Below are 13,115 nucleotides of genomic sequence, written 5' to 3' on the forward strand. Positions count from 1 at the left end.
GCGGCCGTTGGTCGCCGGTCAGGACATCGAGCAGTCGGGGGAGGGCGGGCCGAACGCCTCGTCGGCGGGGATGGTCTCCACCTTCTCGGTGAAGTCGCCTTCGGTCTCGCTGTCCGCGGGGTCCTTGACCCGGGCCAGGTAGGCGTCGTGGACGACGCGGTGGTCGGCCGCGCGCACCTCGGCGTTGCGGGCGAAGAAGTCGTCGAACTTCATGCCCTCCAGCTCCTTGTTGACCTCCTGGGGATCGTCGGTTCCGGCGCGCTGCACGGCCTGGAGGTAGTGCGTGGCGGCGGAGTAGTTGGCGGCGTGGTCGAAGGTCGGCCAGGTGCCCGCCTTCTCCCTGAACCGCTCGGCCCACTGCTTCGACTCCGCGTCGACGTTCCAGAACCAGGGGGAGGTGAACATCGTCCCGGCGAGCTTGTCCTGCCCGATCGCCTTGATGTCGGTGTCGAACATCAAGCCGATGGCCAGTTGGATGTCCTTGTCCTTGAGCTTGAACTGCTGGTACTGCTTCACGACGTTGACCAGGTCGCCGCCCGCCTGCAGCGTGCCGAGCACGGCGGGTGGCGGCTTCTTCGCGGACGCCTTGAGCAGGAAGGTGGAGAAGTTGTCGTTCGGGAACGGGGTCGGGTCCTTGCCCACCACCTCGCCGCCGGCCTCCTCGATGGCGGTGCTGAACTGCTTCTCCATGTCCTGGCCGAAGGCGTAGTCCGGGTAGATGAGGTACCAGCTGTCGCCGCCCTGCTTCGTCACCTCGGCGCCGGTCCCGTTGGCCAGCATGTAGGTGTCGTAGGCCCAGGCGTACGTGTACGGGTTGCAGGACTCGCCGGTCAGCTCCGTGGTCGCGGCGCCGATGTTGAAGTACAGCTTCTCCGACTGCTCGGCGACGTTCGCCACGGCAAGCGCCGCGGACGACGTCGGCACGTCGAAGACCGCGTCCGCGTGCTCGCGCTCGTACATGTCCCGCGCCTGGTTGTTGGCGATGTCCGGCTTGTTCTGGTGGTCCGCGGAGGTGACCTCGATGTCGTCGGTGACCGCGTCGCCGCCGTGCTCCTTCTCGAAGTCCGCGACGGCCATCTCCACGGCGGTGACGGCGTCGGGTCCGGCCAGTTCGGCGTAGACGCCGGAGAGGTCGGTGAGCACGCCCAGGGTGATCCCGCCGTCGCTGATCTTGCCGCCGCCGGAGCCGGGTCCGCCTCCGCCGCACCCCGCCAGCAGCGATCCGGCTACCACGGTGGCCGTGACGGCCGCGGCTTTCGGCCAGGTATGTACCATGCTTCCTCCTTGAAGTGGTCGACGTGAGGCGACGCGGCGCTTGCGCCGGCCGTGCTACAGGCCCAGGTAGTCGAGGAGCTCGTGTTCGCGCTCCCGCACGTCGTCGTTGGCCAGTGATTCGGCGATCCGCCCGCGGTCCAGCAGGTAGTGGCGGTCGGCGACGGTGGTGGCGAAGCGCAGGTTCTGCTCCACCAGCAGCACCGCCGTCCCGTGCCGCTTGGCCTCGCGCAGGATCTCGCCGATGCGCTCGACGACGATCGGCGCCAGGCCCTCGGTCGGCTCGTCGCACAGCAGCACCCGGGCGCCGGTACGCAGCACGCGGGCGAGGGCGAGCATCTGCTGCTCGCCGCCGGAGAGCTTGCCGCCGGGGCTGCGGCGGCGCTCGCCGAGCACCGGGAACTCCTCGTAGACACGCGCCAGCGGCCAGGGCGAACCCGTCTTCGCCGGCGGCAGGGTGAGGTTCTCCTCCACGCTCAGACCCGCGTAGATGCCCCGGTCGTCGGGGACGTAGCCCAGGCCGCGGCGGGCCCTGCGGTGCGGCGGTACCGCGCCCAGGTCCCGGCCCGCCAGCCGGACCGTGCCGGCCGTGCGCCGGTGCAGGCCCATCACGCAGCGCAGCAGCGTGGTCTTCCCGGCCCCGTTGCGGCCCACCAGCGTCACGACCTCGCCGGCGCCGACGTCCAGCGACACCTCGCGCAGCACCTCGGCCTCGTCGTAGTGGGCGGTCACGCCCCGTACCTCAAGCAACGCCGGCTCCCAGGTACGCCTCGACGACCCGGGGGTCGGAGCGGACGGTGCGGTACGGGCCCTCGACGAGCACCCGGCCGCGCTGCAGCACCGTGACCGTGTCGGCGAGCGAGCCGACGACGCTCATGTTGTGCTCGACGAGCACCACCGTGCGGCCGGCGCGGATGCGGTCCACCAGCGTGACGGTGCGATCCACGTCCTCCAGGCCCATGCCGGCCGTGGGCTCGTCGAGCAGCAGCACCCGGGGATCGAGGGCGAGGGCGAGCGCCAGCTCCAGCGCGCGCTTCTGCCCGTACGGCAGGCTGCCCGCCGGCTGCTCGGCCCGGTCGGCCAGGCCCACCTCGTCCAGCAGCTCCAGCGCGCGACCGGTGAAACGCGCCAGCAGCCGGTCCGATCGCCAGAACCGGCGGCCCAGGTCGGTGCCGGCCTGCAGCGCGAGTTCCAGGTGGGCGCGCGCCGTCACCGCGGGGAAGAGGCTGGTGACCTGGAAGGAGCGGGCCACGCCCAGGCGCGCCACCCGCTCCGGCGGCAGCCCGGTGATGTCCTGTCCGGCCAGCTCGATCCGCCCCGCCGACGGCGGCAGGAAGCCGGTCAGCAGGTTGAACAGCGTGGTCTTCCCGGCCCCGTTGGGGCCGACCAGGGCGTGGATGGTGCCCTCCGCGACGCCGAGGTCCACCCCGTCGACGGCAAGGAAGCCCTGGAACTCCTTGCTCAGGCCGTGGGTGGCCAGAAGGGCGCGCGGGGGTGCCGTGGCGCCACCGCTCGTCGTGTTCGTCGTCCTCGTCGTCCTCGTCGTCCTCGTCGTCCTCGTCATGCCGGCCTCGGATTCCGCGGGTGGGGCGCCGACAGAGCGTCGGCGTCGGGGAGAACGTAGAGGCGGACGGCACCCGCGACTACAGAGAAGGCACCCACAAGAAGGCGGTCCGGAGTGTGGGATTCCTCCGTGGTCCGCGTCCGAAGCCCCGGTCAACATGTCCGCCATGGCGATGATGGACATCCCGCTCAACAGCTGGCTGCTCTTCGACCACGGGCCGCGCTACTTCCACGACACCGAGGTCGTCAGCCGCCTCCCGGACGGCGGCGAGCACCGTTACACCTACGCGGACTTCGGACGCCGGGCGCAGCGGCTCATGCACGCGCTCGACGCCCTGGCACTGCCGCCGGGAGCGCGGGTGGCCACCCTGGCCTGGAACGGCTACCGGCACCTGGAGGCGTACTGGGCGGTGCCCTGCACCGGGCGGGTGCTGCACACCCTGAACGTGCGGCTGTCCGCCGGCGAACTCGCGTACATCATCAAGCACGCCGACGACCGCGCCGTGCTCGTGGACGCCGACCTGCTGCCGCTGCTGGAGCAGGTGGCCGAGCGCGGCGGACTGGCGGGCGTGGAGCACGTGGTGGTGCTCGGCGACCGGGTGCCGGCCGGCACCACGCTGCCCGGCGCCGTCGCCTACGAGGAACTCATCGCCGCGCAGCCGGAGACGTACGAGCCACGGGAGATCGACGAGCGGGCGCCCCTCGGCCTGTGCTACACCTCCGGCACCACGGGCCGGCCCAAGGGCGTGGTCTACACGCACCGCTCGACCATGCTGCACGCCCTCGCCGGCTCCTCCCGGGCCGCGATGTCCATCGGCCCGGGCGACGTGGTGCTGCCGGTGGTGCCGATGTTCCATGCCAATGCGTGGGGCCTGCCCTACACCGCCACCCCGTACGGCGCCAAGCAGGTGTTCTACGGCGGGCCGCTGGACGCGGCGGCGCTGGTGGAGCTGATGGCCGCCGAGCGCGTCACCGTCGCGGCCGGCGTGCCGACGGTGTGGATGGCCGTCGCGGACGCCGTCGCCGCCCGCGGCGGCGGGCTGCCGGACGTACGGCACCTGCTGTGCGGCGGCGCCCGCCCGTCGCGGGCGCTCATCGACCGCTACCGCGCCGAGTTCGGCATCCCCCTGGTGCAGATCTGGGGGATGACGGAGACGTCACCGCTCGCCAGCTTCGCCTGGCCGAAGGAGCGCATGCGCGGCTGGGACGAGGAACGGCTCGCGGACACCGTCCGGGGCATGGCCGGACTGCCGCTGCCGGGGGTGCAGGCGCAGATCCGCGACCGGGACGGCCACCCGCTGCCCTGGGACGGCGCGTCGATGGGCGAGCTGCTGGTGCGCGGGCCGTGGGTGGCCGACGCGTACCTCGGCGAGGACGGGGCCGAGCAGTTCACCGAGGACGGCTGGTTCGTCACCGGCGACATCGCGACCGGCTCGCCCGACGGCTACTTCGTCATCACCGACCGGGCCAAGGACCTGGTCAAGTCGGGCGGCGAGTGGATCTCCTCGGTCGACATGGAGTCGGCGGTGATGGCGATGGACGCCATCGCCGAGGCCGCCGTGATCGCGGTGCCGGACGAGAAGTGGTCGGAGCGGCCACTGGTGTGCGTGGTACTGCGCCCCGGGGCCGCGGTGACCCGTGACGAGGTGCGTGCGCACCTGGAACGCAGCGGGTTCGCGCGCTGGCAGCTGCCCGACCGGGTCGAGCTGGTGGACGCGGTGCCGCGCACCGGCACCGGCAAGTTCGACAAGAAGGCGCTGCGCGCACGCTTCGAATCCTGACCGCCGGCCCGCCGGCCCGCCGGCGGGCCCGGGCGCGCAGCACCCTTGCGAGCGGCATCCTTTCGTGGTCCGATGTTGACGACCTTGGTGGTCAAAAGCAGTTCGACTGTCGCAACCGAATCAGCGCCGCCCAAAGCGAAGCATGAGGTTCGAATGCGCAACGAAACGCTGGAGAGCCTCGTCCTCGGCGATGTGCTCCGAGAGCGGGCCGAAACCCATCGAACAGAGACCTTCCTCAAATTCCGCGAGGGCGAGGTCACTTACGGCGAGGTCGACTCGATGGCCGACCGTGTGGCCCACGGGCTGGCCACCGCGGGCATCGACCGCGGGGACCACGTCGGCGTGATGCTCCCCAACTGCGCCGACTTCATCCACGTGATCTTCGCGCTCGCCCGGCTCGGGGCCGTCGCCGTGCCGGTCAACATCAGCTACCGCGGCGAGCTGCTCCGGCACGTCCTGCACACCTCCGACGCGTCGGCGCTGATCGTCGACGCGCCGTACGCCGACAGGCTGCCGGAAGTGGTCCGGCAGCTGCCCGATCTGGGGCGCCTCATCGTCCGTACCGAGGGCGCGGCCGACGTCCCGCTGCACCGGCTCGGCAAGCCCGCCGCGACGCTGTCCAGTCTCCTGGTCAACGGCGCGGAGGCACCGGGCGTCGACGTCGGCTTCGGCGATCTCCAGGCGATCATGTACACCTCGGGCACCACGGGCCCGTCCAAGGGCGCGATGATCCCGCACGCCCTGGCGTTGACGTGCGCGCTGGACTCGCTCGACTTCCTCGACCGGTGGGGCAAGACCATCTACTGCCCGCTGCCGCTGTTCCATGCCGCCGGGCTCTGGGACGGCGTGATGTCGGCGCTCCTCGCCGGCGGGTCCATCGCCGTCGTCGAGCGCTTCAGCGCCTCGCGGTTCTGGGACGACGTGCGGAGGTTCGACGCGCAGGTCGCGATGAGCGTCTTCTCGATGATCCCGATACTGCTCAACCAGCCGCGCACCGAGCGCGACAAGGAGCACCCGCTGGAGACCTTCTACATGGGCAAGTCGAGCCTCGACGAGCCCCTGAAGGAACGTTTCGGTGTCCGTTCGGTGGAGACCTACACCAGCACGGAGGTCGGGATCGCCACCGCCAGCCCGTACGGTGAGTGGCGGCTCGGGTCGTGCGGGCAGGCCCACGACGAGCGGTTCGAGGTGGCGGTGGTCGACGAGTGGGACCGCGAGGTCGGGGTGGACGAGCCGGGCGAGCTGGTCGTACGGCCCAGGCAGCCGTTCGTGATCACGACCGGGTACTACGGGGCTCCCGGGGCCACGGCCGACTGCTTCCGCAACATGTGGTTCCACACCGGCGACCGCGTGTGGCGCGACGCCGACGGCTACTTCTACTTCCTCGACCGCATGAAGGACGCCATCCGGCGCCGCGGCGAGAACATCTCCGCCTTCGACCTGGAGTGCGAGGTCAACCTGCACCCCGCGGTCCTGGAGTCGGCCGCCACCGGCGTGCCCTCGGAGCTGGAGGACGAGGACGTCAAGCTGTGGGTCGTGCTGCGGCCGGGAGCCGCGCTGGAGCCCGCTGAGCTGGTGGCGTTCTGCGCGGAACGGCTGCCCCGTTCGATGGTCCCGCGCTACGTCGAGTTCATCGACGCCCTCCCGCGCACGCCCACCGACAAGGTCGCCAAGTACCGGCTGCGGGCCGAGGGTCCCTCCGGTTCAGGGGGCCTCACGCCCGCCACCTGGGACCGGGAGGAGGCTCCGTGAACTGGGGGGACACCGCGGAGCAGGCGGCCTTCCGCGAGGAGGTGCGGGCCTTCGTACGCGACCGCTTCCCGCCCGCGTACGCGCCCGACCCCGGGGCCGAGCAGAGCCTCGAACCCGAAGACGTCTGGGGCTACAACTGGCCGGTCGACCGGCTCTCCGACGACCCGGCGCGCCGCGCCGGGGCCCGCGCGTGGGCGGCTGCGCTCGCCGGGCGCGGCTGGATAGCGCCGCACTGGCCGGCCGAGTTCGGTGGGGCGGGGCTGTCGGCGGTGGCGGAGTTCATCCTCCAGGAGGAGATGATGCGCGCCCGCGTGCCCACCGTGAACGGGATCGGCGCCTTCCTGCTCGGCCCGACGCTCCTGGAGCACGGCACCGCCGAGCAGCGCGCCGCGCACCTGCCGCCGATCGCCCGCGGGGAGGTCACCTGGGCGCAGGGCTTCTCGGAGCCGGGCTCCGGCTCCGACCTCGCCTCGCTCCGTACCCGCGCGGAGCGGGACGGCGCGGAGGCCACCGGTACGTACACGGTCAACGGGCAGAAGGTGTGGACCTCGCTCGGGCAGTACGCCGACTGGCTGTTCGTGCTCGTCCGCACCGACCCGGCGGCCGAGAAGCCACACCGCGGCATCACCTTCCTGCTGATCGACGCGACCTCGCCCGGCGTCACCATCCGCCCCATCACCGACATCCGCGGCGCGACGCCGTTCTGCGAGATCTTCTTCGAGGACGTACGGGTGCCGGCGGCCAACCGGGTCGGCGAGGAGAACCGCGGCTGGTACGTGGCGATGACCGCGCTCAGCTTCGAGCGGGCCGGCATCGGCGCCACGATCAAGTACGAGCAGGCGCTCTCGGACCTCGTCGGCTACCTCCGCTCGGCGGAGGGCCGCGGATTCCTCCGGGACGACACGAGGGCCGCGCTGCGCCAGGAGATCGCCCGCCGCCACACCGAGATCCGGGTGCAGTACAACCTCGCCCGGTACACGGTGTCCAGGCAGGCCGCCGGCGGGGTGCCCGGCTACGAGGCGTCGGTCAACCAGCTCTTCGGCGCCGAGCTGCACCAGCGCCTGGCCCGTACCGGCGCTTCGGCCTTCGGCCGGTCCGCCCAGCTCTGGCAGCGCCGCGGCGCCCCGCTCGGAGCCGTCTTCACCCACATGTCGCGCGACTCCGTGGCCGCCACCTTCCTCGGCGGTGCGGCGGAGATCCAGCGCGATGTCATCGCCACCCGGGGCCTGAAACTGCCTCGCAGCCGATAACGACTAACCGCTAACGACTAAGGAGAACGCTCTCCATGTACGAGACCCTCGACCTGAAGATCGAGGAGCGGGTCGCCTGGCTGACCCTGAACCGGCCCGAGAAGCTCAACGCCCTCACCCCCACGACCATGCGCGAACTCCGCCGGTTCTTCACCGAGGTCGACGACGACGAGAACGTCAGCGTGGTGGTGCTGCGGGGGGCCGGCGAGCGTGCCTTCTGCGCGGGCATGGACCTCGGCTGGTCGGAGCAGCTCACCAAGCGGGAGCGGGTGGAGCAGGGCCGCCTCGGCGAGAAGACGTTCGCGATGATGGAGCGCCTGTCCGTCCCGGTCGTCGCGGCCGTGCACGGCTACGCCGTCGGCGGCGGGCTGGAGCTGGCGCTGGCCGCCGACTTCATCGTCGCCTCGGACAACGCAAAGATGGGCCTGGTGGAGATCACGCTGTCCGCGCGCCCGCCGTACCGGCCGAAGATGACCGAGGACGGCGACCCCGACCAGCCGGAGTTCGGCGGGTCCGCGCCCGGCTGGGGCGGCGTCAAGCGGCTGCCGCGGCGGGTCGGCAAGGCGATGGCCAAGGAGCTGCTGTTCACCGGTGTCCGTGTCGACGCCGCCCGGGCACAGCGGATCGGCCTGGTCAACGACGTGTACCCGGCCGACGAGTTCGACAAGCGGGTCGGCGAACTGGCCGAGCGGATCGCGGCGATGAACCGGTACAACCTGCGCCTCGTGAAGGAACTGGTCACCAACGAGTACGACTGGATCGAGCCGCACCCGAGCTGAGCCGCGTCCGGACCGGGCAGGAGCGAACGAGGAGGAACCGTGCGGATTTACCGGATCGACCACATCGGCCAGGTCGCGCCGGAGCTGGAGCCGCAGGTGGCGCTGCTGGAGGGCCTGTTCGGGTTCCGGCGCACCCGGAGCTGGGACAACCCCGCCGAGGGCTGCCGCGGCGTACGGCTGGCGCTGCCCGGGAACCCGGGGCACGCCTGGGAGGTGCTGGCGCCGGCCGGGGAGGGGTCCGCGCTCCAGGAGTTCCTCGACGGCCAGGGTGGCCGCCCGGGGCTGCACCACGTCGCCGCCGAGGTGCCCGACATCGGCGCCGTACGCACCGAGCTGGCGGGTCTCGGCATCGAGCCGACCGGCGGCGGAGCCGCGGGCGGCTGGCTGGAGGCGTCGCTGTCGCCGCCCGAGCGCGGGCCGGGCGTGCTGTTCCGGCTGCGCGGCCCGGGTGGCCTCGCCCTGTGCGGCGACGGGCCGCCCGGGCCGGCGACCGCCGAGCCTCCCCCACAGCGCGCAGAGCGCGCGTGGGCGGTACCCCCAGACGCGCCCTCGCCCGGCCCCTCGCTCGGGATCGTTGCCCTGGACCACGTGTGCCAGGCGTTCCCCGACCGCGACGAGCTGGCCCGGTGGTACGCGCGGCTCGCCGGCTTCATAGAGGTCTGGCGGACGCCCGAGGACGAGCACCCGGACATGGCGGACCTCGTGCTGAACATCCCCGGATCGACGATCTGCTGGGAGGTCATCATGCCGCGCGGAGAGGACTCGTTCATCGAGCGGTTCTGGGAGAAGAACGGCGCCGCCGCGCATCACGTGACCTTCGAGGTCGCCGACTGGGACCGGGCGCTGGCGGCCTGCGCGCACCACGGCGTGCCGACGTTCGGCGAGAACGAGGGCAGCACCGACGGCGCCGGCTGGCGCGACACCTTCATCCACCCGAAGCACACCGGAGGCGTGCTGGTGCAGCTCTTCTGGGAGGAGCGGCCCGGTGTGTGGGTGCGGTCCGACAAGATCCCGCCGGGGACCTGATGGACCTCACACTCACCGAGGACCAGGAGCTGATCAGGGCCACCGCCCGGGGGCTCCTGGAGTCGCGGAGCGGGACCGCCGGGGCCCGGGCGATGGCGGACGAGCCCGCCGGCTACTCCGCCGCGCTGTGGAAGGAGATGGTCGAACTCGGCTGGACCGGGCTGGCGCTGCCGGAGGTCCACGGCGGCGTCGGCGCCGGCTTCCTGGAACTGTGCCTGGTCGTGGAGGAGCTGGGGCGCTTCCAGGTGCCGAGCCCGTTGGTGTCCACGGTGGTGTGCTGCGGGCTGCCCCTGGCCCGGTACGGGACCGAGGCGCAGCGGGCGGAGTGGCTCGGGGCGATCGTCCGCGGCCGGGTCATGAGCGCCGTGCCGGGCCGCTGGGACGGCACGGGCGACGAGATCGCCGCGGTCGAGCGGGACGGCGGGTTCGTGCTGGACGGCACGGCGCTGTTCGTGCCGTACGCGCACGCCGCGGAGGACCTGCTCGTCGTACCCGGCGAGGGCCCGGCGCTGCTGGTCGACGCCGCGTCGCCCGGCGTCGGACGCGAACCGCTCGACGCCGTCGGCGCCGACCGGCCGCACCGGGTCCGCTTCGACGGGGTGACCGTGCCCCACGACCGCGCCCTGCCCGCCGGCCGCCCCGTCGCCGAGGCGATCGACGCGTACGGCGCCGCCGCCACCTGCGCCGCGATGGTCGGCGCGGCCCAGCGGGTCCTCGACATGACGGTCGCGTACGCGGCGGAGCGCGAGCAGTTCGGCCGGCCCATCGGCGGCTTCCAGGCGGTCCAGCACCACTGCGCGAACATGGCCGTCGACGTGCTGAGTTCGCGCTTCATGGCGTACGAGGCGATCTGGCGGCTGTCCGTCGGCCTGGAGGCCGCGGCGGAGGTGTCGATGGCGAAGGCGTGGGTGAGCGAAGCGTGCCGGCGGGTCTGCGACACGGGCCACCAGGTGCACGGCGCGATCGGCTTCACGCACGAGCACGACCTGCACCTCTTCTCCGGCCAGATGGCGGCGTGGGCGCTGGCCTTCGGCGACGCCGACCACCACTGGAGCCACGTGGCCGGTCACCTGGGCCTGCCGGCCTGACCACCTCCGCACCGCCCGGCCGGGGCCCGGTGCCGCCGGCCCGGTCTCGGCTGGGACGGTACGCGGACGAGGCGTCGCGGGCGGGCCACTGCGGCAACCCCGACGTCGTCACCGCCGCCTCGGCCGGGCATGAGTGCCGGGCCAGGCGCAAGGCGCCGCGCATTCTGAGAATTTGCTGTGAGTGCCGACTCCGCCCGTGATCGGCGATTCCGCGCCCTAAACTGATCGCTTTCGATCAACTCCTGTGGGAATGAGGGGCGTGCACGTTGGGCGATCTGGTAATCCGAGGCACCGTCATGGAGGACCTCAGAAAGACATTCAGCACGATCACCAACCGCATGGAGAACGTCCGGAGAGTGATCGGCAGCGCCGACGGCGACGCCGCGGGCGCCGAGAAGCTGGTCGACGAGGTGCACGACTTCGCCGACGAGTGGAAGTACGGCATCACGCAGATCGGCGAGACCACCGCCGCCACCGTGGACATGATCGACGAGATCGCCAGGAAGTTCGACGATCTCGACAAGGACCTGATGGAGACCCTGACCAAGGCAGAGGCCGGCTGAACCATGGCACCGCCCGAACCCTCCCGCAGCTTTCCCACCCTCGGCTTCGACCCCACCCCCGGGGACGTGCACCGCACCAGAACCCTCGCCAGGCGGATCGGCGGCGTCGCCGGCGAACTGCGCGACACCGTCTCCGACCTGGAGCGGATATCGTGCGGCGCCTGGAAGGGGAAGGCCGCCAACGCCTTCTCCGACTACGTGTCGGATGACGTCACGCCCAAGCTGCGCGAGGCCCGCGACTCCTTCGAGAGGGCGTCGCACGCGCTGAGCCGCTGGTCGAACCAACTGCAGAACTTCCAGGAGGAGGCCGCCGACCTCGAACGCGAGGCCAAGCGCCGGCAGCAGGAGGCCGAGGACGCCCAGCTGGCGCTGACGACCGCCACCGGTGCCGCGGAGGACAGCGGCAGCGAGCGCGAGGAGAAGCGCGCCGAGAAGGACAAGGAGCGTAAGGAGGAGGCCGCCTCCAACGCCGACGACGCGCTGCAGCGCGTCATCGACCGCGCCGAGGAGCTCCGGGACCGCTACAACGCCGCCGCCGAGCGGATCACGGACGACCTCGACGGCGCCAGCGACATGGCCCCCAACGAGCCGGGGATGTTCGACAAGATCACCGGTGGGATCGCCGACGCCTTCGGCAACGCCGTCGACTGGGTCCAGGACCACGCCGACTTCATCAAGGCCATCGGCGACCTGCTGAGCACCCTCAGCAGCATTCTCGGCGTCCTGGCCATCATCACGGCGCCGTTCGAGCCCATCGGCGCCATCTTCGCCGTCGCCGCCATGGTGACCAGCGCGCTCGCGCTGGTCACCCACCTCACCGCCATGGCCGCGGGCGCCGACGTCAGCTGGATGTCCATCGGCATCGACGCGCTGGGCATCCTCCCCGGCGTGAAGGGCGTCACCGGGACGGCCCAGCTCGCGCGGGGCACCAACGCGGTGGCGCGCGCGGCCAGGCTGGGCAGCGCGTACAGAGCGGGCGAAGGGACAGCCAGGATGTTCGTCCTCTTCGGCCCGAGGGCGACCGTCCCTATCATCCAGGGCGGCAGCCGGATGATGCTGGCGGCGGAGAACGCGTACCAGAACGTCCGCATGGGCCAGTGGCTGGGCACGCAGGGGATCAACAACGTCGCCAGTCTGTTGGGCCGCGCCGACGATCTGATCGCCCCCATGTCGAACCTCGGCCGCGGCCTCGACGCGGGCATCAAGGGCGCGCTCACCGGCTTCAATATCAAGGGGCTGTGGGAGCGCGACTTCGGCTTCGGTGACGCCTTCGACAACGCGGCCGCGGCAAGGTGAGCCGGGGCGTGAGCGAAGTGACGAGCCCGAACGAGACCGCGACCGACAAGGCGACGAGCGATACGGCGCCCGCCACGGCAGCCGACGCGGCACCCGACATGGCAAGCGGCACGGCGACCGGAGTCCAGCTGCCGCCCATGGCGTTCCACGTCCCCGAGGGCATCCACGCCGTCTCCCTCAGCCTCGACCCCGCCGAGCGGGCCGCGGCCGCCGGCGAACTCGTCCGGGACATCTACCCGAAGGGCGACCAGCAACTCTGGGAGGCGATGGGCACCATCTACGTGCCCGTGCTGGAGGCGATGGCCGTCAACGGCGTCTGCTTCACCGGCATCGGCATCTACGACGACGAGGAGGGCGGCGTCGCCCACTGCTCCCTCACCGTCGCCGCGATGGAGTCCGACCACACCAGCGCCGAGGTCGCGGCGCTCGGCCTGCGCGAGATCTGGGGGCGCCGGCCCAAGCACGACGTGCGCTGGCTCGACCTGCCCTGCGGCCCGGCCGTCGCCGTGGTCACCGTCAAGGCGCTGACGATCGACGGCGAGTACACCAAGACCGGCGAGCACACGCAGATGATCACCGGCCAGATCCAGGTCTACGTCCCGTTCCCCACCGGCCCGTACACCGCGGTGTTCACGCTCGACACCAGCGCGATGAACCAGTGGGACAACCTCAGCGAGCTGATGGCGGAGATCGTCAAGTCCATCGTCTTCCCCGAGCCGCAGGACACGGAGGGAGACTGACGGGC

General features: G+C 71.8%; 12 protein-coding genes. 9 read left to right on the top strand and 3 right to left on the bottom strand.

All coding sequences use genetic code 11. The features are described 5' to 3' along the window. Positions 1-18: 18 nt before the first annotated feature. Genes T328_RS00755 through T328_RS00765 form a run of 3 tightly spaced genes read right to left on the bottom strand, consistent with a single transcriptional unit; the run spans position 19 to position 2,836 of the window. Positions 19-1,275 carry an ABC transporter substrate-binding protein gene (locus tag T328_RS00755; RefSeq protein WP_496493808.1) on the bottom strand — a complete coding sequence of 419 codons (1,257 nt, stop codon included), beginning with the start codon at positions 1,273-1,275 and terminating at the stop codon, positions 19-21. A 54-nt stretch (positions 1,276-1,329) separates the two neighbouring features. Further along, entirely contained in the window at positions 1,330-2,004 is a 675-nt protein-coding gene (locus T328_RS00760; protein ID WP_496493809.1) for an ABC transporter ATP-binding protein, read from the bottom strand. A 10-nt stretch (positions 2,005-2,014) separates the two neighbouring features. Then, positions 2,015-2,836, bottom strand: coding sequence for an ABC transporter ATP-binding protein (locus tag T328_RS00765; protein ID WP_496493810.1), 822 nt, complete (start codon positions 2,834-2,836; stop codon positions 2,015-2,017). A gap of 166 nt (positions 2,837-3,002) precedes the next feature. Between T328_RS00765 and T328_RS00770 the strand changes: the two genes are divergently transcribed. The 9 genes from T328_RS00770 (at position 3,003) to T328_RS00810 (ending at position 13,110) form a co-directional block, all read left to right on the top strand. After that, positions 3,003-4,616, top strand: coding sequence for a long-chain fatty acid--CoA ligase (locus T328_RS00770; RefSeq protein ID WP_496493811.1), 1,614 nt, complete (start codon positions 3,003-3,005; stop codon positions 4,614-4,616). Positions 4,617-4,769: 153 nt separating this feature from the next. Continuing rightward, on the top strand, positions 4,770-6,368 hold the full coding sequence (locus tag T328_RS00775; protein WP_496493812.1) for an AMP-binding protein: 1,599 nt from the start codon (positions 4,770-4,772) through the stop codon (positions 6,366-6,368). Next, on the top strand, positions 6,365-7,618 hold the full coding sequence (locus tag T328_RS00780; protein WP_496493813.1) for an acyl-CoA dehydrogenase family protein: 1,254 nt from the start codon (positions 6,365-6,367) through the stop codon (positions 7,616-7,618). The genes T328_RS00775 and T328_RS00780 overlap by 4 nt, the downstream gene beginning before the upstream one ends. A gap of 35 nt (positions 7,619-7,653) precedes the next feature. Continuing rightward, positions 7,654-8,397 (top strand): enoyl-CoA hydratase/isomerase family protein, encoded by a 744-nt coding sequence (locus T328_RS00785; protein WP_496493814.1) that lies wholly within the window; start codon positions 7,654-7,656, stop codon positions 8,395-8,397. 39 nt (positions 8,398-8,436) lie between these two features. Further along, positions 8,437-9,423, top strand: coding sequence for a VOC family protein (locus T328_RS00790; protein WP_496493815.1), 987 nt, complete (start codon positions 8,437-8,439; stop codon positions 9,421-9,423). Continuing rightward, positions 9,423-10,511 carry an acyl-CoA dehydrogenase family protein gene (locus tag T328_RS00795; RefSeq protein WP_496493816.1) on the top strand — a complete coding sequence of 363 codons (1,089 nt, stop codon included), beginning with the start codon at positions 9,423-9,425 and terminating at the stop codon, positions 10,509-10,511. Before T328_RS00790 ends, T328_RS00795 begins: the two co-directional genes overlap by 1 nt. Before the next feature lie 296 nt (positions 10,512-10,807). Beyond that, on the top strand, positions 10,808-11,074 hold the full coding sequence (locus tag T328_RS00800) for a hypothetical protein (RefSeq protein WP_496493817.1): 267 nt from the start codon (positions 10,808-10,810) through the stop codon (positions 11,072-11,074). A 3-nt stretch (positions 11,075-11,077) separates the two neighbouring features. After that, positions 11,078-12,370 carry a putative T7SS-secreted protein gene (locus T328_RS00805; RefSeq protein WP_496493818.1) on the top strand — a complete coding sequence of 431 codons (1,293 nt, stop codon included), beginning with the start codon at positions 11,078-11,080 and terminating at the stop codon, positions 12,368-12,370. A gap of 8 nt (positions 12,371-12,378) precedes the next feature. Further along, entirely contained in the window at positions 12,379-13,110 is a 732-nt protein-coding gene (locus T328_RS00810; protein WP_496493819.1) for a hypothetical protein, read from the top strand. The last annotated feature ends 5 nt before the right edge of the window (positions 13,111-13,115 follow it).

It is taken from the genome of Streptomyces sp. CNX435, from assembly GCF_059570575.1.